The sequence below is a fragment of the Mycobacterium sp. UM_CSW genome, from assembly GCF_000455205.1.
Classification (GTDB): Bacteria; Actinomycetota; Actinomycetes; order Mycobacteriales; family Mycobacteriaceae; genus Mycobacterium.
Genome location: NZ_AUWQ01000075.1, coordinates 1 through 18,710, shown reverse-complemented (window position 1 = coordinate 18,710; position 18,710 = coordinate 1). Strand labels below are relative to the sequence as shown.

Genomic DNA, 18,710 nt, shown 5'->3' with positions numbered 1-18,710 from the left:
CCGTTTTCGGCGTGCGTGAAAGGAGACGGAGATGTCGTATGTGGTTACCGTGCCGGAAGCGGTGCAGGGTGCAGCCCAAGACCTGGCAGGTATTCGTGCCTCGCTGACACAAGCCGCCGCGATCGGTGGGCCCACCACCGGGATTGCGACCGCCGCGGCAGACGAGGTATCGAACGCAATCGCTTTGGTCTTCGGCAGCGCCGGCCAGCAATTTCAAGCTCTGAACGCCCAGGCGCAGGCATTTCATGCGGAATTCGAAAGCCTGCTGAATGCCGGCGCTGCGGCATATGGCAGTGCCGAGGCCGTTAACGCCGGGCAGGTGCTGGGCAACGCGGTAGCCGGTGCTGCGCCGGCCGCGGCCGTACCCGCCGCGACCTATCGAACCTTCAACCTTTTCAACGGCCTCCTGGACATCAACATCGGGACCGGTGGCATTCAATTCACGATCAGCACACCGGGGTTCACGCTGCCGGCGGTGCACGTTCCCCCGATCAGCGTCGCCCCCTTCAACCTGCCTCAGCTCACCATTCCGGCCGTCAACATTCCGGCCGGCGCGACGCTCGCGAACCTCACGGTGAGTCCGTTCAACCTGCCGCAACTGTCGATACCGTCGATCAATATTCCGGCCGGGACGACGCCCGCCAACATCACCGTGGGCGCATTCAACCTGCCGCAGATAACGACGCCCGACATTACGGTGCCGCCGATCAATCTGCCCGCGGTGACGATACCGCCGTTCCAAACGCCCCTGATCCAGGTTTCGAATTGGAGCCTCCCGTCGATAACCGTTCCCCGAATCGACCTTCCACAGATACAATTCCCGGACATCAACGTTCCGGGTAACGGCGCGACGGTGGTCACCCTGACAACCGGTAATATCCTTTTTCCGAACTACAACATCAACCTTGAATCGTTCGATATCAACGCGCCGTCACTCGGCTTCAACACGCAAGGGTTTATTTCCCAATTCGGTATCCCCAGTATTCAAATCGGCGCTCTGACTCTGCCGATCCTGAGCGTCAGCAACCCGAGCGGCGGCAATTATGTGTTCCCGTCCATCGGCCTTTCCGGCTTCACCATCCCGTCGGTCACCGTTCCGCCCATCGCCGTCGGCGGTTTCACGCTGCCGCAAGTCAGTTGGCCGGCCTTCGCCACGGCGCCGCTGACTATCCCGCCGATCGGTGTCGGCGGCTTCACGCTGCCCCAGGTCAGCTGGCCGGGTTTCGCCACGACGCCGCTGACCATCCCACCCGTCGGCGTCGGCGGCTTCAACCTGCCCGCCGTCGACATCCCCCAAATCACCGTGGCGCCCGTTCAGGAAGACCAGTTCACGATCCCGCCTATCCCCACCTGGTTGAACGGGCTGACCATCGAAGCGAACACCTTCATTTCGATCGTTAACGACGTCGCGGCCAGCCTGCTGGGCACAGGTCCCTAACCGGCCGCGGAGCGCCGCAAGTGTCGGCGGCGTGTCACGCCGGCCGCGGTGGCGTTCGCGCGGATATAAGTACCCCGCTCCCTGGCGCTTTCTGGACTGTTCCGCCGCAATTGTCCGGCTAGCGAATGCCCATTCTGAAAATAGCCATTTTCCTTGACCGAAGGTATGGAAATCGGTTGTACTCACTCATATCCGGTCGGTAGTGCGGCCGCTGGTCCAGGGCTCGACAACATTCGCCGGCCTCCGCTCGATGACGAGCCGTGAGAAAGGGGTGCGAGATGTCGTTCGTGATGGCAACGCCGGATCTGGTCCAAAGTGCGGCGGCGGACTTGGCGGGCGTGCGTTCGTCGTTGGCGGCGGCGGTGACCGCGGCGGGTCCCACGACGGGGATTGCGGCTGCGGCTCAGGATGAGGTTTCGGTCGCGATCGCTTCGATGTTCGGCAACTTCGGCCAGGAATTCCAGGCCCTCAGCGCGCAGGCCCAGGCGTTCCATCAGGAGTTCGTCTCCTTGCTGAACGCCGGCGCGGGTGCCTACGCGGCCGCGGAGGCCTCCAACGTGGCGCAGGTATCCGGCGCCGCGCAGGCGGCCGTTGCGGCGGCACCCGTCCAGGACTTCAACCTGCTCGACGGCATCATCGACATCCAGACCGGGGCGGCCGGCACCTTGGTCACGATCGGCACACCGCGGATCGCCATTCCGCCGGTGAACATCCCTCAGATAAACCTCTCCGCCTTCGGCCTGCCGCCGATATCCATTCCGTCCATAAACATTCCGCCCTTCACGTCGCCTCCCATCAGCGTCAGTGCGTTCAGCCTGCCGCAGATAACCACTTCGGCCATATCGGTGCCGCCGATAAATCTGCCGGCGATAACGGTGCCGGGCTTCAGCCTTCCGCAAATCCAAGTTCCTGGCATCACGTTGCCCCAGGTAACTGTTCCGCAGATCAACTTCCCCCAGATACAATTCCCGGATTTCGAGGTGTTGGGGAACAATCAAACACTGGTCACGATCAACTCTGCGCTGCTCGGCACCATAAGCGTGAACCTGCAGAACTTCGACATAAACGCTTCGCTCGGCATGCACACGCCAGGATTTATTTCGGGATTCACCATCCCGCCCATTAACCTCGGGTCATTTACCATACCGCCGATTGGTCTCTCCGGCTTCACCATTCCGTCCATCGGCCTGTCCGGCTTCACCATCCCGTCCATCACCATTCCGCCCATCGGTGTCGGCGGTTTCACGCTGCCGCCGATCAGCGAGCCCGGCTTCGCCCTGCCGCCGTTGACGATCTCGTCCATCGGCGTCGGTGGCTTCAGCCTGCCCAACATCTTCATCCCCAGCGTCACCATCGAATCCGTTCCGCTCTTCCAGTTCGAGATCCCCCCACTGTGACCGGCGCGGGGCCCTGACCAGGTCTCAGCCGGCCTTATGCGCCGTCAGCAGGAAGGCCGGCAACTTCATCCGGCCCTTCTCGTCGCGGTCGTGCGGCGGGAATTCGAACGGCGCGTCGCCGAGCGGCGGGATGTTCGCGTGGATGAAGGCGGGCCGGATCTCGTCGATCTCCCAGTACTTGCTCACCGCTTCGCGCAACTCGTGCTCGTCGACCTCGTTGGGCTTGGGCTCCATCTCGGCGGGGAAGGCGCCCTTGGCGAACACCAGGACGAAATACCCGGCGCCCGGCGCCGCCGCGCGGTGGATCGAGCGCAGGTAGCCGTCGCGGCCCTCGACTGGGAGCGAGTGGAACAAGGTCGAGTCCACGATCGTCGAGAAGCGTCCTTCCGAACCGTATGGGTAGCCGGCGAAGTCGGTGATGTCGGCCTGCACGAAGCTCGCGGTGGACAGGCCGCGCTCGCGGGCCGCCTTGGTGGCGGCGGCGACGGCGGTCGGCGTGAGGTCGATGCCGACCACGGTGTAGCCCTGCGCGGCCAGCGCCAGCGACAGCTCGGCGTACCCGCACCCGGCGTCCAGCACGTCGCTGCGAAACTTTCCGGCCGTGATCAGCGCCGCCAACTCCGGCTGCGGCTCACCGATGTTCCACGGTGGCGGCCCCTGGAATTCGCCCTCCTCGCGGTACGCGCCGTCCCAGTCCATGATTTCGGATGACATGGTTCCCCTATTGATCCCAGGTGTGCACCGGCTCGTTGCTATGCATGTGTTCGCAGTACCGCCGCAGCATTTCGGCGAGCGCGGCGGGCCGGCTCATGCCGGCGGCTTCCAGCGTACGCACGGTCGACACCTGCCAGCTGGCGCCGTTGCGGCCGGCCCGGGCGCGACCCTCGATGACGCCGAGGAACCGGTCGCGCACCTCGGCGTCGACGCCCCAGCGGCGCAGCCCGTCGTCGGCGATCGGTAGCAAGGTGTCGAGCACCAACTCGCGCGCCGCCACCTTGCCCCGTCCGGGCCAGAGCAGCCGGGCGTCGATGCCGTGGCGCGCCGCCTCGAGGAAATTCTCCCGCGCCACAAGGAAACCCATCCGGTTCCAGAGCGGATCCTCGGCTTCGGACAGGCCGCGCAGCACGCCGTAATAGAAGGCGGAATTGCCCAGCATGTCGATGACTGTCGGCCCGGCCGGCAACACCCGGTTCTCCAGCCGCAGGTGCGCGCGCCCGTCGACCACGTCATACACGGGCCGGTTCCACCGGTACACGGTGCCGTTGTGCAGGCGCAATTCGGGCAGCTGCGGGGTGCGCCCGGCGGCCAGTTCGGCGACGGGGTCTTCGTCGGACACCTCGGGCAGCAGGGACGGGAAGTACTGGATGTTCTCCTGGAAGAGGTCCAGGACGGAGGTGATCCACCGTTCGCCGAACCAGACCCGCGGCCGCACGCCCTGGGCCTTGAGCTCCTCGGGCCGCGTGTCGGTGGACTGGGTGAACACCTCGATCCGGGTCTCCGACCACAGCTGGTGGCCGAAGAAGTAGGGGGAGTTGGCGCCCAGGGCCAGCTGCGGGCCTGCGACGATCTGGGCCGCGTTCCAGTTGGCGGCGAACTCCGCGGGGGCCAGCTGCAGGTGCAATTGCATGCTGGTGCAAGCGGATTCGGGTGCGATGGTGGCGGCGTTCCAGCTCAGCGGCTCCGGGCCGGAGATGTCGATCGGGATGTCCTCGCCGCGCGCGGAAAAAATCGAGTCGTTGAGGGCGGCATACCGCTTTGACTCGCTCATCCAGCCGTCGTCGAGGTGGTCGGGCATCAGCGTGGGCAGGATGCCGATCATCACGATGTGGGCGCCACCCGAGTTGGCCTTGGCCTCGGCGTCATTGAGGCTGGCCCGTACCTCGGCCTCGAGGTCCAGCCCCGTGTGCCCGGGCAGCGGGCGGGGCGGCACGTTGAATTCGATGTTGTAGGCGCCCAATTCGGTCTGGAAAGCCGGGTCGGCGATGGCCTCCAGCACGGACCGGTTCGACATGGCCGGCTGGTAGTCGGCGTCGACGAGGTTGCACTCGATCTCCATGCCGGTGAGCGGCCGGTCGGAATCGAAGCGTGCCTGGGCCAGCATCGTCTCGAAGACGTTCAGGCACAACCGCACCTTGCGCCGGTATTCCGAGCGTTGCGCGCGGTCATACGTGGTGCGCTTGACCTCTTCGCCCACAACGCCGATGCAACAGGTTTACCGGCGGCAGCGCAAGGGCGACAGGCTGACCAGTGCTGACGCCGGTCTGGTGGGTAGACCATGATGGACGTAGAGGTGTCAATCACGGGTGGAGGAGAGCTAGTTGGCCGAGTCCGCTGAATTCGTAGCCGCAATCGATCAGGGCACCACCAGCACCCGCTGCATGATCTTCGATCACGACGGTGCCGAAGTGGCTCGCCATCAGCTCGAGCACGAGCAGATCCTGCCCCGCGCGGGCTGGGTGGAGCACGACCCAGTGGAGATCTGGGAGCGCACGTCGTCGGTGCTGATGTCGGTGTTGAACCGGTCCAACCTGTCGACGAAAAACCTTGCGGCCCTGGGGATTACCAACCAGCGCGAAACAACACTGGTATGGAACAAGCGGACCGGGCGGCCGTACTACAACGCGATCGTCTGGCAGGACACCCGCACCGACCGGATCGCGTCAGCGCTGGACCGCGACGGCCGCGGCGACGTGATCCGCCGGAAGGCCGGCCTGCCGCCGGCGACGTATTTCTCCGGCGGCAAGCTGCAATGGATCCTGGAAAACGTCGACGGGGTCCGCGAGGCCGCCGAGAGCGGCGACGCCCTTTTCGGCACCGCCGACACCTGGGTGTTGTGGAATCTCACCGGGGGCCCGCGGGGCGGCGCGCACGTCACCGACGTGACCAACGCCAGCCGGACCATGCTGATGAACCTGGAAACGCTGGACTGGGACGACGAGTTGTTGTCGTTCTTCGCCATCCCGCGCGCGATGCTGCCGGCGATCGCGGCGTCCTCTCCCGTCGAACCCTACGGGGTGACGCTGGATACCGGGCCGCTCGGTGGCGAGGTGCCGATTACGGGAGTCCTGGGCGACCAGCACGCGGCGATGGTCGGTCAGGTGTGCTTAGCCGAGGGCGAGGCGAAAAACACCTATGGCACCGGCAATTTCCTGCTGCTCAACACCGGCGAGACGATCGTGCGCTCGGACAACGGCCTGCTGACCACGGTCTGCTACCAGTTCGGCGACGCCAAACCCGTGTATGCGCTTGAGGGTTCGATCGCGGTCACGGGCTCGGCGGTGCAGTGGTTGCGTGATCAGCTCGGCATCATCAGCGGCGCCGCGCAGAGCGAGTCGCTGGCCCGTCAGGTCCCCGACAACGGCGGGGTGTATTTCGTCCCGGCGTTCTCCGGGTTGTTCGCCCCCTACTGGCGATCCGACGCCCGCGGCGCGATCGTGGGGCTGTCGCGGTTCAACACCAACGCGCACCTGGCGCGGGCGACGCTGGAGGCGATCTGCTACCAGAGCCGCGACGTGGTGGACGCGATGAAGGCGGATTCCGGTGTGCGCCTTGAGGTGTTGAAGGTCGACGGCGGCATCACCGGCAACGACCTGTGCATGCAGATCCAGGCCGACGTGCTGGGCGTGGACGTGGTGCGGCCGGTGGTCGCCGAGACGACCGCGCTTGGCGCCGCCTATGCGGCGGGCTTGGCCGTCGGGTTCTGGGCCGATCCGTCGGACCTGCGGTCGAATTGGCAGGAGGACAAGCGCTGGACGCCCAACTGGGACGACGAGCAGCGCGACGCGGGATACGCGGGTTGGCGCAAGGCCGTGCAGCGGACCCTGGACTGGGTTGATGTGTCCTAGTCCAGAGCCCGCTGCTGCCGGGCCTCAGTCCTCGCCGAGGATGCCGTAGACCTCGCGGCGGGCGTTGTTGATGATCTCGACGATGCGCTGCTGCTGCTCGGCGGTGGCGGTGTGCGCGGATTGCGCGACCGCACCGAACAACTGGCCCATTGCCGCGCGCAGGTTGACCGCACCCGGGTCGGCGCCCTCGGCGATCTCGTCCCACGGCTTGGTCTCGATCTTCTCGGCCGCCGCGCGGCCCTCGTCGGTCAGCTCGAAAAGCTTTTTGCTGCCGTGGCTTTCGCTCGCGCTGATCAGGCCCTCGTCGTCGAGCAGTTGCAGCGTCGGGTACACGGACCCGGGGCTGGGCCGCCAGATTCCGTTGCTGCGCTCGGCGATCTGCTGGATCATCTCGTAGCCGTGCATCGGCCGCTCGGCCAGCAGGGCCAGGATGGCCGCGCGCACGTCGCCGCGGCGTCCGCGGCCGGAGCCGCCACGACGTCGTCCGCCGCGACGGCCGCCGGGGCCGAAGCCGAAGCCCGGGCCGAACCCGGGGCCGAATCCCGGCCCGAATCCGGGGCCGAAGTGGTCACCGGCGTGGTCGCGCAGGTGTTCGCGGAATTCCCGCCGGGCCTGACGCCTGGCGTCGTGCAGGGCGCGGCGGTCCACCGGGCCGGGGCCGAAGCCGAAGCCGAATCCGGCCCGGCCCGCGAAGGGGCCCTCGGGGGGAGTGAATGGGTTGCTCATTGTTGGTAGTTCCTCTCGATCGTTTGTGGGTGACGCGCCGATCGCGCGCTACGTCATATCACGATATATCGAAAACTAACGCGATGCAACGAGATATTCCGATAACTCTGGCTTGAGTGGCAACGAAATCGCGTTGACCTGCGGAAAGCGATTTTTGGTCCGACGTCATCGCGCGGTTTGCATCCTCCGGGCCGCGGGTAGCACCTGAGGGATGAACGCTGACAACAACCTGACGGTGGGCGGCGGGATGCAAAGCGCGACCGACCCCACTCGGGGCGGCGACGCCCGAGGTCGCAACGCCTGGCCGTGGTTGAACTGGGGGTTGGCGCTGGCGACGGTGCCCGCGGCGGCCATCGTGATGCTCTTCGCACTCGGTGCGGTGATGAGCACGGCCGGGTGTGCGGACCGGAGCTGTCCCGACCTCGGGCGTGGCGGCATCGATTTCGGCGTCGCGTTTTATGGCGCGCCGGTGGTGGCGTTCGTCGTCCTGCTGATCTCGTTCTTCACCGCAAAGCGCCGCGGCGGCATCGCAGTTCCGCTGGTGGGTTGGGCGCTGCTGATCGCCGACGTTCTACTGATGGCGGCGGCGGTCTCCGGCTAGCGTTCAGGGCTTGAGTGTGTACTGACGGCTTTGCGTGGTGCGCCAGGGTTGAAAATCGCCGAATCTTCCGCCCAGGGCTCACACACAAAACCCACGATTGACACTCAAGGGGTGATGACGCCGTCTCCGGCTAGCCGGGCGGGGCGAAGCCGCCAGGCTCCGGCTCAGGCCAGGGGGCCGGGGGCTGCTGGGGTTGCGGCGATTGCGGCAGTCGCGGCCAGTGTGCTGGCGGTTGCGACCAGGGCGCGGCCGGTGGGGCCGGCGGCGGCCAGGGTCCCGCGGGCGGCATCGGGGGCAGTTGGGGACGCAGCCGGGCCAGTTCGCGGCGGTGCCGCTCGGCGAGCACCGCGGCGAGCACCAACTCCGGCGGGGCACCGGGCGGTGGTGGCGGAGCGATGCGCGACACGACGTCGCCGGCGATCCGGTAGGCCATCTGCAGGCGCAAGTGAGGATCGAGTTGCGGTGCGCGGGAGAGGAATTGTCGTGCCACCTCGGCCTGGCCGGGGCCCAATCCCGACAGCTGCAGCGAGGACGCCCACCACGCCAGCGACGGCGGCATCACCGGCGGCGGGCTCAACCGAGGGCCGCGCTCGCTCACGACGACCGTGCCGGCGAAGACGTCGCCAATGCGCTTGCCCTTCGGGGAGAAGATGCTGCAGATCACCGCCGGACTCCCGGCGAGCATCCAGATCTCCACCACCGACGCCAGCGCCCGAAACAGGGCCTGCCGGAAGCGTTCTGGGCCGCCGTCCTCGGACACCACCCGCAGGCCCAGCGCCATCTTGCCCACCGACCTTCCCCGCGTGGCGGTTTCGAACGCCAACGGATAGCCGACGACCACCAACACCGTGAAGATGAGCAGGACGGCGGTGCTCAGCGCGGAGTCGAACTGGGTCAGGGTGGCCGCCCACAACATAAGACCGAGCACGTAGCAGATGAAGATCACCGTGATGTCGATCAGCGCGCTGGCCGCCCGCACTGGCAACTGAGCGATCTGCACGTCGAGCACCACGGCGTCCCCGGTCACCACCTCCGACATAACACCGAACGGTACAGGCCGGTTAGGCTGCCCAGGGTGGACGTCGACGCATTCGTGCTGACCCATCGCGGTACGTGGGACCGGCTCGACCAATTGGTCAAGAGGCGCCGGTCGTTGACGGGCGCGGAGGTCGACGAACTCGTCGAGCTTTACCAGCGGGTCTCCACCCATCTGTCGATGCTGCGGTCCGCGTCGTCGGATTCGCTGCTCATCGGTCGGCTGTCGAGCCTGGTCGCGCGGGCCCGCTCCGTGGTGACGGGCGCCCATGCCCCACTGAGCAGCACGTTCGTCCGCTTCTGGACGGTGTCGTTCCCGGTGGTCGCGTACCGCACCTGGCGGTGGTGGTTGGGAACGGCGGTGGCGTTTTTCGCCGTCGTGGTGATCATCGCGATGTGGGTGGCCGGCAATCCTGAGGTGCAGTCGGCCCTCGGAACACCAAGTGAGATAGACGAATTGGTCAACCACGATGTCGCGTCGTACTACAGCGAACACCCCGCCGCCGCGTTTGCGCTGCAGGTCTGGATCAACAACTCCTGGGTGGCCGCGCAGTGCATCGCCATGTCGGTGGTACTGGGGTTGCCGATCCCGATCATCTTGTTCAACAACGCCGCCAACCTGGGGCTGATCGCCGGGTTGATGTTTCAGGCCGGCAAGGGCGGCATCCTGCTGGGCCTGCTGATCCCCCATGGGCTGCTGGAGCTGACGGCGGTATTCCTTGCCGGCGCAACGGGGATGCGGCTGGGCTGGTCGGTGATTTCACCGGGCGATCGCCCCCGCGGGCAGGTGCTGGCCGAGCAGGGCCGCGGCGTCGTCTCGGTCGCCGTCGGGCTGGTCGGTGTGTTGCTGGTCTCGGGGCTGATCGAGGCGCTGGTGACGCCGTCACCGTTGCCGACGTTTGTCCGGGTGGGCATCGGGGTCATCGCCGAGGCCGCGTTCCTGTCGTACATCGTGTATTTCGGGCGCCGCGCGGCGAAGGCAGGCGAGACCGGCGACGTCGAAGACGCGCCCGACGTGGTGCCGACTCAGTAGGCCGCGAGAGTGCAACTGGCGGCGCATTTATCGAGTGGGACCGTCGGTAGTTGCACTTTCGCGGACGAAACTCACAGTCTTCCGGTGGCTTTCATCGCCAGATAGCGGTCGGCGAGGGCCGGCGCGATCTCGGTGGGCGGGGCGTCGACGACCTCGACGCCGCCGCGTCGCAGCCGCGTCGCGATCGTGCCCCGGTCGTTGCGGGAGCGTTCGGCGGCCGCGGCGTCGTATACCGCGGCCGCGTCGGAGCGCCCGGCCGCCATCTGGTCGACACGCGGGTCGCCGACGGCGGCGATCATCACGTGGTGCTTGGCCGACAGCTGCGGCAGCACCGGCAGCAGGCCCTCGTCCAAGGCGGTCGCGTTGAGGTCGGTCAGCAGCACCACCAGCGACCGCCGCCGGGTGCGCCGCACGATGGTGGCAACCATTGCGCGCCAATCCGATTCGACCAGCGCGGGCTGAACCGGGGCCATCGCATCGACCAGCTGGGCGAGCAGCTCGGTGCGTGACGCGCCGAACACGCCGGCCCGACTCACCCGGTCGTGGGCGAGGAAGTCGACGTGGTCGCCGGCCCGCGACGCGAGCGCCGCCAGCAGCAGCGCGGCGTCCATCGCCCAGTCCAGCCGGGGCCAGCCCGCCGGGTCAGAGGCGGTGGGGTCGACGCCGACGCGACCCGCCGCCGTGCGCCCGGTGTCGAGCGCGATCACCACGCGCCGGTCGCGTTCGGGTCGCCAGGTGCGGACCACCACGTCGGCGCGCCGGGCCGACGCGCGCCAGTCGATCGAGCGCACGTCGTCGCCGACGACATACTCACGCAGCGAATCGAACTCGGTTCCCTGCCCGCGTATCAGCGTCGGCAAGAGGCCGTCGATCTCGCGCAGCTTGGCGAGCCGCGACGGCAGGTGCTTGCGCGACAGGAACGGCGGCAGCACCCGGACCTGCCCCGGCACCGACCGTGAACCCTGCCGCCCGGCCAGCCCCAGCGGCCCGATCGAACGCGCCGTGACCGCGGCCGCGCGCTGATCGCCGCGACGAACCGGCCGCAGCCGGGTCTCCAGCGGCTGCGCCTGCCCGGCGGCGATGTCAACGGCGTGCATGCGCGGCTCGGCGCACGCGCTGGGCGGCCAGGCGTCGCGGATCTGGCCGCGGAATCGCCGGCGGCCGTCGTTGTGCACCTCCACGGTGACCAGCACCGGTTGCGCGAGCCGGGCCGAACAATCCGCCGAACGGGTATAGCGCAGCGCACGGGTGCTGGCCGCCAGCGTGGCATCGACGACCACCAATGTCACCAGCAACACCAGCAGTACCACGAAAGCCCTTGTGGGCCACGGCGATACCGCGATAGGCAGGACGCAGATCAGCGCCAGCAGCCCGGTGCGCCCAGTCAGGATCACTAGCGTGGCACCGGCACCGACGCCAGGATTCCGTCGAGCACGCCGTCGGGCGTTGCCCCTTCGAGCTCGGCCTCGGGGCGCAGCATCACCCGGTGCCGCAGGGTCGGGCGGGCCATGGCCTTCACGTCGTCGGGGGTGACGTAGTTGCGGCCGGACAGCCAGGCCCACGACCGCGCGGTGCCCAGCAGCGCCGTCGCCCCGCGCGGCGACACACCCAGCTGCAGGGCGGGCGACGAGCGGGTGGCCCCGACGATGTCCACGATGTAGCCCAGCACCTCGTCTGCGACCAGGACCTGTTGCACCGCCTTGCGCCCGGCCGCGAGCTCGTCCGGCCCGGCCACCGGGTTGATCTCCGACAGGTCGCGGGGATCGAAGCCGTGCGCGTGCCGGCCGAGGATGGCGATCTCGGCGTCGCGCGACGGCAGTGTCACGTTGAGTTTGAGCAGGAACCGGTCGAGCTGGGCCTCGGGCAGTTGGTAGGTGCCCTCGTACTCGATCGGGTTCTGGGTCGCGGCGACGATGAACGGGTCGGGCAGCGGCTTGGCCTCGCCTTCGACGCTGACCTGACGCTCTTCCATCGCCTCGAGCAGCGCGGCCTGCGTTTTGGGTGGGGTGCGGTTGATCTCGTCGGCCAGCAGCAGGTTGGTGAACACCGGGCCCGGCCGGAACACGAACGCGGCGGTGCGCGCGTCGTACACCAGCGAGCCGGTGACGTCGCCGGGCATCAGGTCGGGGGTGAACTGCACCCGTTTGAACTCCAGCTGCAGGGCGGCCGACATCGCGCGCACCAACAGCGTCTTCGCCACGCCCGGAACACCTTCCAGCAGCACGTGTCCCCGGCACAACAGCGCGATCACCAGGCCGCTGACGACCCCCTCCTGCCCGACGACGGCCTTGGCCAGCTCGGATCGCAACGCCAGCAGCGCCTCGCGTGCCGCCTCAGCGGTCGGGGTTTGTGATTGCGTCACGTTCGTGTGACCTGCCTTTCGATGTCGTCGAGCGCACGGGCAAGTTGTAGCAGGTCGTGGTCGGTGGCCGGCGGTGGCCCGAACAGGTGGTAGGAAACGAATCCCGGGTCGGCGCCACTGCGCCGGGCCACGGTCGCCACCACCGCGGGAGCCGGCGCGCCCGGGCCCAGGCCGAGCCGGGGCAGCAGTCGCTGAATCGTGGCGGCGCGCAACGCCGCGGCGGCGCGGTCGCGGGCGCGCCGCGACCGGTAGAGCCGGCCGCGGCCCTCGACGGTCTCCGACGCGCGCACGACGACGGGCAATTCCTCGGCCACCAGCGGGCCCGGCCGGCGGCCCTTCCACAGGGCAACCAGCAGTACGACGACGCACAGCTGCCACACGATCCAGGTCACGTTTTCTGGGATCAAATCGGAAACACTTGACGGGGACGACGTTTCACCCTCGACGCGGTGGGGCGCGTACCAGATGAGCCGGGGCCGTGCGCCCGCGAGGTTCATGGCCAGCGCGGCGTTGCCCGCCTGCAGCAGGCTTCCATTGGTCATGAAGTCGGTGCTGCCGACCACCGTGACGATCCGCCCGTCGTCGCGGTACCGGATGAGTATCCCGTCGTAACAGCTCGTCATGGCCCGGCCGTCGGTGGCCCGATAGGTGTCGCTGGGACCGAACCGCACCGATCCGGCGCGGTCCGCCTCTCGCAGTGAGCAATTCGGGCTCTTGTCGAATGCCATGCTGCCTGCCGACATGCGCACCCCGGGCATCAGCGCCTCCCGGGTGCGCACCGTCGGTTCCACCAGCAGCAGATCGCCGGGGACGTTGCCGAGCCGGTCCAGCAGCGCGGTGTCGGTGAGGTATTGGCTCTGCGCCACCAGGATCTGCGTGCCCGGCCGCGTCGCGCGTTCGACGTCGGCGACGGTGTCGGCCACCACCACCTCGACGCCGCCGTCCCGCAGTAGCGTCACCAGCGCGCGCGCCCCGTCCGGCTCGGTCGATTTCGGATCCATCCGGGCGCCGGGGCGCGGTGCGGTCAGGTAGGCGCTGACGCCGGCGATGACGGCGAGTGCGACGATGGTGAGGACCACCCAGGCCAATGTTCGCCAGCGCCGCACCGGCATTGGCGCCACCGGACGCGTCGCCGTCATCGGACCTGCGCCCAGGAGTCGGTGGCCTCGCGCCGGCCGGCCGCCTGCGCCGCGGCGGGCGAGCGCGAGCGCAGATGGTCGTCGAGTGCGGCGATCATTCGGTAGCCGGCCTCGGTTCCGGGCCGCTCGCCGTAGGTCACGTCATTGAATGCCGTTGCGGCATCAGATAATTCGCTTCCCAGGTGCGGCAGGGCCGCGCCTGCGTCCCGGGCCAGCTCGTTGGCGGTGCGGCCGGGTGCCGGTTCCAGCACGCCGGTCTCCTCGAGTTGGCGCGCGACGGCGCGCAGCCGATGCCGGATCGCCGCCGACCAGTCGCCTTGTGCGGCATAGCTTTCGGCGGTGGCGCGGTGCTGCGCCGCGGTGAGCTGGGAGGCCTCGAACAACTGGTAGTCGCCGCCGCGGTTGGTGCGCATGGTGCGTCGTGCGATACGGATGGCGACCACGATCGCGATTGCCAGCAGGATGAGCAGCACGCTGGTGGTGAACCATCCGCCGGGTATCGAGGCGGTCTTGTCCAGCAGCCGGTAGATCAGTTCGTTCACCCACTCGGCGAATTGTTGGGCGGCCGAGCCTTTCGAATAGATCGGCTTGCCCAGCTCTATCTGGGCGGCCTGATGGGCGGCATCGCGGTCGATGTCGATGGAGGGCACGGTCAGTTGGTCCTACACCGGCCGGGTCAGCCAGAGGTTGTCGGTGGACGCGGCCGCGTAGGGGCCGCCCGCGGCGCCGGTCTGCAGCACCAGGTCGAACGCCTCGGCCCGCATCCGGCGGTCGGTGTAGAGCAGCGTGATGACCCCGGCGTTGAACGGCGCGATGATGATCTGGCCGATGGCCGCCCCGACCGACGCGATCGCGCTGCTCAGCAGCAACCCACCGGTCGACGGGGTCCCGCCGCTGACCAGCAGCACTTGACCGACGATGCTGAACGGCAGCGCGACGGCGTTGCCGATGAAGGACGCGACCACAAACGTCAGCGTCCGGATGCCCAACACCCGCCAAAAGCCGCCACGGACCAGCCTGAACGATCGCGTGATCGCCTCCATGACGGGCAGCCGCTCCAGCACGATCAGCACCGGCGCGAACAACACCATGGTGTAGAGGTAGACCAGCGCCACGATCGCCGCGAGCACCAGCGGGAAGCCCAACAGGACCGCCAGCGCCGGGGCGCCGGCGACCGCCAGCAGCGCGATGATCACCGCCACCAGCCCGAAAAGGGCCGCCACGGCGACGCCTTCCAGCAGCGCCAACCCGAGCAGTGGGAGCAGCCGCCCGCGAATCTTGACCCAGGTTTCGCCGATGGTGATCGGCGCTCCGAACACCGCCCGCCCGACGATGACGGTGAGCATGCCGGACAGCAGCATGCCGCCGAGCCAGGTGACGACCATCCCCGCGGCCATCGAGCCCAGCCACGCTCCGACGACGCCGCCGCTCAGCTCGCTGGAGCGTGCGACGGTGATCCTGCCGTAGGCGGCCAGTGGCCCGAACGTCGCGAGCAGGGAGACGAGCTGCATGACCACGACCACCATCGCGGTCAGCCCCAGCGTCGCCCGGGGGTTGGCCCGGACGTAGCCGACCGCGCCATTGAAGATGTCGCTGAGCGTCAGCGGCCGCAGCGGGATGATCCCGGGCTTGAGCGCCCCGGGAACCAGTTGCGGCGGGCCGTATCCCGGCGGCGAACCGTAGCCCGGTGGCGGGCCGTAGCCCGGCGGGGGGCCATAGCCCGGTGGGGGACCGTAGCCCGGCGGGGGGCCGTAGCCGGGCGGCGGCGCGCCGTACCCCGGTGGGGGGCCATACCCGGCCGGCGGGTAGCCGAGCGGTGCGTACTGGCCGGGCGGGGGGAACCCCGGGTAACCGGGCGGCGGCAGCGCGTTCACCGGGTGCTGTGCCCTTCAAGGCCTGCGCGGCCGGGCCCGTCGTTCGTCATGGGCTCCATCCTGTCGACGGTCCGGGCATTTCTCAATCTCGACCGGCGCCGCGGCGCGTAGCGTCTCAGCCATGGCGGAATTGAAATCCCGGCTGCGGGACGACCTGACGCAGGCGATGAAGGCCCAGGACAAGCTGCGAACCGCGACCCTGCGCATGCTGCTGGCCGCGATCCAGACCGAGGAGGTCTCCGGCAAGCAGGCGCGCGAGCTCACCGACGACGACGTCATCAAGGTTTTGGCCAGGGAATCGCGCAAGCGCGCCGAGGCGGCCGAAATCTACACCCAGAACGGTCGCGGTGAGCTCGCCGCCAACGAGCACGCCGAGGCCCGGGTCATCGACGAGTACCTGCCCACGCCGCTCACGGAGGCGGAGCTGGCCGACGTCGCCGACACCGCGATCGCACAGGTCGCCGAGGAGATCGGCGAGCGGCCGGGCATGAAGCAAATGGGCATGGTCATGAAGGCGGCCACCGCGATCGCGGCGGGGAAGGCCGACGGCGCGCGGCTGTCGGCCGCGGTGAAGGAACGCCTGTAGGGCCAATTACTCTGCGGTGAGCCGGAATCCGCGGCCGCCCGCAACGACTCCACGCCCGCAACGGCTCTATCATCCAGTCATGCTGATCCGGATCCCCTCGATCCGGCAAACGTTGGAGCAGTTGCGCACCGAAGATCCGGAACGCGACGCGCTGAAACGGGCCGTCCGGGCGGCGATCATGGTGCCGATTACGGCCGGCGTCGCCTTCGCTGTGGTGGGCGGCACCGTGACACCGCTGTATGCGCTGCTCGGCGCTTTCTGGCTGCTGGTGGTCACCGAATTTCCCGGCAACCGCCAGCAGCGCGCGGTGGGTTACCTCGGCTTGACCGTGAACGGGATCGTCCTGATCGCCGTCGGCACCTTGGTGGCCCCAATCCCCTGGCTGGCCGTGGCTTTGATGTTTCTCCTCGCGATCGCGGCCACCCTGGCCAGCTTGCTCAGCACGACGGTCTCCGCCGGTCAGCGCGCGACCCTGTTGTGTTACGTCTGGCCGGTCTGCACGCCGACCGGGCCCATCGGCGAGCGGTTGCTGGGTTGGCTGATCGCCGTCCTGCTGTGCGTGCCGGCGGCGTTGTTCTTCCTTCCGCCGCGGCACTATGGTGCCCTGCGCCGGCACGTCCGACAGGTGTGCACCGCGCTGGCCGACCGGATCGAGGGCGCCGGTTCGGCCGAGGACGTGGCGACGGCCATGGACGCGTTGCGGGCGAATTTCCTGGCCGCCAGCTGCCGCCCGGTCGGCCTCAGCGCCGGCAGCCGGGCGCTGGTCCGCGTCGTCGACCTTCTCGAGCTGGTCGCCGACCTCGTCGACGACGACACCGGGAGGACATTGGGGACGCTGAAACCGCCCGCCGTGGAAATCCTGCGATGCTGCTCCCGAATGCTCGACGCAGCGCAACTCGCCCATCGCGCCACAAATCGCGCCACCCTGGACGAGGTGCTGGCCCAATTGCGGTCGCTGGCACGGCGCAATTACCGCGACGACGTGGTGCTGATTCTCGACGCACCGGACGACGAGTCTGCCGGTGCGACGGGGCGACAGCTGCTGGGATGCCGAAGTATCACGACGACCATCGCATTGATCGGCAGGGTCATCGCGGCGGCCGCCGCCGCCGACGCGCGGCCGGTGTGGGCACGGGCCCTCGGCCTGCAGCTGCCGCCCACCGGATTCGCCGACCGGCTGGCGTCGGAGACCGCCGCGGGCACGGCGGTGGTGGCGGCGTTCCTGGCCACCCGTTCCGTCGCGGCGCACAACGGCCTGCGCATGGGGGTCGGGTTGGCCCTGGCGGTCGCCGTCACTCATCTGCATCTGGTGGAGCATGGCTTCTGGGTCGTGGTGGGAACGATGCTGGTGCTCAGCAGCAGCGCGTTGACCACCAGAACCAAAGTCGTTCAGGCGGTTGTGGGTACGACGCTGGGGATCATCATCGGCGGGCTGCTTGTCGGGGCCGTCGGTCCGGAACCCGTGGCGCTGTGGCTGCTGGTCCCGATCACCATTTTCGGGTCGACCTACCTGCCGCGGTTCGTTTCGTTCACCGTCGCCCAGGCCGTGGGGGCGTTGAGCCTGCTGGTCATCCTCAATCTCACCGCGCCCGCCGGCTGGCGCGTCGGCCTGCTGCGGATCGAAGACATCGCGATGGGCGCGGCCGTCGGCCTGGTCGTGTCGCTGCTGCTGTGGCCCCGGGGCGCCACGGTTGCGGTGTCGGCCCTGATCCGGGCGGCGGTCGATGTCAACTTGCGCTACCTCCAGGCGGCCGTGCTGCGGGTCACCGAGGGTCGCTCGGAAGAAAGCGACTCCGCCCTCGCCGCCCTCAGCCACGATGCCCTCGTGTCCAGCCGAAGAGTGGATGACGCTGTGCGGCATTATCTTTCGGAGACGGGTAGCGGGGCCGACCTGCGCACTCCGGTGGTGCGGGCGGCCAACCGGGCCACGTGGTTGCGCCTCGCGGCGGACATGATCGCCGACATCAGGACGCTGCCCCCGAGCGGGTCCTTCCCCTCCGCCCGGGCTGTGCTGGAAGCCCACTTGGAGTTCGTCACCGAGCGGTTCTCAGCGTCCAACGACACGATCGGTCGGCCGATGGCCGGGGAAGTCGCCAGTGCGTTGCGAGCCGAGAGTGCCGGCGAAGCCAACGCGGTCGAGGCCGCGCAGCCGTTCGTCACGGTGGCGGCCACCCTCGGCGAACTCGAGTTGATACCGCTCGGGCAGCCCGAAATGCCTTCTTCCGCAGTGGTTTCCATCACCAAACAGAGTTGATCAGGCCATCGTCCGGGTGCCGTCGCCGGCCCGCCTGGTGACACGCCGGTCGTCGAGCCGCTCGAGCAGTGGCACAGCGACGCGACGGGTGGTGCCCAGGGCGCGCCGGGCCTCGCTGACGGTGAACGGCTGCGGCAGCTTCGCCAGGACATCGGCCGCCCGGTCGAACGCGTCGGGACCCAGCACCACGCCGTCGGCGATCCGGGCCAGCCGCCCGGCGCGCACGGCGGCGGCCAGCTCCCGAGGGCCGAGCTTGAGGTCGGCCAGTTCGGCGGCCTCCGGCGCCCGAAACGGCTCGGCGGCCAGCCATTCCTCGATCGAACGCACCGCCTTGTCGACGCGGGCCGGCAGGCCCGCACCGGGAGGACGGACCAGCCCGTCCGCCACCTCCAGGCCGGTGCCGGCGAGCAGCGGCGGCAG

At 68.6% G+C, this 18,710-nt stretch carries 17 protein-coding genes; 7 read left to right on the top strand and 10 right to left on the bottom strand.

Annotated elements, in window-relative coordinates; translation table 11 throughout:
• Window positions 1–31: 31 nt before the first annotated feature.
• Complete coding sequence (locus N415_RS32920) at window positions 32–1,438, top strand: PE family protein (RefSeq protein ID WP_068187230.1); 1,407 nt, start codon at window positions 32–34, stop codon at window positions 1,436–1,438.
• Between the two features lie 278 nt (window positions 1,439–1,716).
• On the top strand, window positions 1,717–2,835 hold the full coding sequence (locus N415_RS32915; protein ID WP_068187229.1) for a PE family protein: 1,119 nt from the start codon (window positions 1,717–1,719) through the stop codon (window positions 2,833–2,835).
• A 24-nt stretch (window positions 2,836–2,859) separates the two neighbouring features.
• On the opposite strand, the gene N415_RS23475 is transcribed toward N415_RS32915, so the two are convergent.
• A complete protein-coding gene (locus tag N415_RS23475) occupies window positions 2,860–3,549 on the bottom strand; it encodes a class I SAM-dependent methyltransferase (protein WP_068187227.1) in 690 nt (229 codons plus the stop codon).
• A 7-nt stretch (window positions 3,550–3,556) separates the two neighbouring features.
• A complete protein-coding gene (locus N415_RS23470) occupies window positions 3,557–5,029 on the bottom strand; it encodes a glutamate--cysteine ligase (protein ID WP_068187225.1) in 1,473 nt (490 codons plus the stop codon).
• Between the two features lie 124 nt (window positions 5,030–5,153).
• Here N415_RS23470 and glpK point away from each other — a divergent pair, with 124 nt between their 5' ends.
• The gene (gene glpK / locus N415_RS23465; protein ID WP_068187223.1) at window positions 5,154–6,680 is read left to right on the top strand and encodes a glycerol kinase GlpK; all 1,527 of its coding nucleotides are present in this window, start codon (window positions 5,154–5,156) and stop codon (window positions 6,678–6,680) included.
• A gap of 24 nt (window positions 6,681–6,704) precedes the next feature.
• Here glpK and N415_RS23460 read toward each other — a convergent pair whose 3' ends face one another.
• Entirely contained in the window at window positions 6,705–7,406 is a 702-nt protein-coding gene (locus N415_RS23460) for a PadR family transcriptional regulator (RefSeq protein WP_068187222.1), read from the bottom strand.
• Window positions 7,407–7,617: 211 nt separating this feature from the next.
• Here N415_RS23460 and N415_RS23455 point away from each other — a divergent pair, with 211 nt between their 5' ends.
• Entirely contained in the window at window positions 7,618–8,007 is a 390-nt protein-coding gene (locus N415_RS23455) for a hypothetical protein (protein WP_068187221.1), read from the top strand.
• A 130-nt stretch (window positions 8,008–8,137) separates the two neighbouring features.
• On the opposite strand, the gene N415_RS23450 is transcribed toward N415_RS23455, so the two are convergent.
• Window positions 8,138–9,046 carry an RDD family protein gene (locus N415_RS23450; protein ID WP_068187220.1) on the bottom strand — a complete coding sequence of 303 codons (909 nt, stop codon included), beginning with the start codon at window positions 9,044–9,046 and terminating at the stop codon, window positions 8,138–8,140.
• A 36-nt stretch (window positions 9,047–9,082) separates the two neighbouring features.
• On the opposite strand from N415_RS23450, the gene N415_RS23445 reads away from it, so the two are divergent.
• Window positions 9,083–10,075, top strand: coding sequence for a stage II sporulation protein M (locus N415_RS23445; RefSeq protein ID WP_068187219.1), 993 nt, complete (start codon window positions 9,083–9,085; stop codon window positions 10,073–10,075).
• Between the two features lie 71 nt (window positions 10,076–10,146).
• On the opposite strand, the gene N415_RS23440 is transcribed toward N415_RS23445, so the two are convergent.
• From N415_RS23440 to N415_RS23420, 5 genes are read right to left on the bottom strand one after another with little or no spacing between them, the layout of a single operon-like run.
• Entirely contained in the window at window positions 10,147–11,469 is a 1,323-nt protein-coding gene (locus N415_RS23440; protein WP_068187217.1) for a DUF58 domain-containing protein, read from the bottom strand.
• Window positions 11,469–12,437, bottom strand: a complete 969-nt coding sequence (locus tag N415_RS23435) for a MoxR family ATPase (protein WP_068101774.1) — start codon at window positions 12,435–12,437, stop codon at window positions 11,469–11,471. The genes N415_RS23440 and N415_RS23435 overlap by 1 nt, the downstream gene beginning before the upstream one ends.
• Window positions 12,434–13,576, bottom strand: a complete 1,143-nt coding sequence (locus N415_RS23430) for a DUF4350 domain-containing protein (protein ID WP_068187215.1) — start codon at window positions 13,574–13,576, stop codon at window positions 12,434–12,436. Before N415_RS23430 ends, N415_RS23435 begins: the two co-directional genes overlap by 4 nt.
• Window positions 13,573–14,226: a DUF4129 domain-containing protein gene (locus N415_RS23425; protein WP_068187213.1), complete on the bottom strand. Its 654-nt coding sequence runs from the start codon at window positions 14,224–14,226 to the stop codon at window positions 13,573–13,575. The genes N415_RS23430 and N415_RS23425 overlap by 4 nt, the downstream gene beginning before the upstream one ends.
• 12 nt (window positions 14,227–14,238) lie before the next feature.
• Window positions 14,239–15,450: a hypothetical protein gene (locus tag N415_RS23420; protein ID WP_068187210.1), complete on the bottom strand. Its 1,212-nt coding sequence runs from the start codon at window positions 15,448–15,450 to the stop codon at window positions 14,239–14,241.
• Window positions 15,451–15,571: 121 nt separating this feature from the next.
• Here N415_RS23420 and N415_RS23415 point away from each other — a divergent pair, with 121 nt between their 5' ends.
• Both N415_RS23415 and N415_RS23410 read left to right on the top strand, forming a co-directional pair.
• Window positions 15,572–16,036, top strand: a complete 465-nt coding sequence (locus N415_RS23415; protein ID WP_068101786.1) for a GatB/YqeY domain-containing protein — start codon at window positions 15,572–15,574, stop codon at window positions 16,034–16,036.
• A 79-nt stretch (window positions 16,037–16,115) separates the two neighbouring features.
• On the top strand, window positions 16,116–18,290 hold the full coding sequence (locus N415_RS23410; RefSeq protein ID WP_068187208.1) for an FUSC family protein: 2,175 nt from the start codon (window positions 16,116–16,118) through the stop codon (window positions 18,288–18,290).
• Here N415_RS23410 and N415_RS23405 read toward each other — a convergent pair.
• Window positions 18,291–18,710, bottom strand: a 420-nt coding sequence (locus N415_RS23405) for a SelB C-terminal domain-containing protein (RefSeq protein WP_193376496.1), incomplete at its 5' end; no start/stop codon positions are given.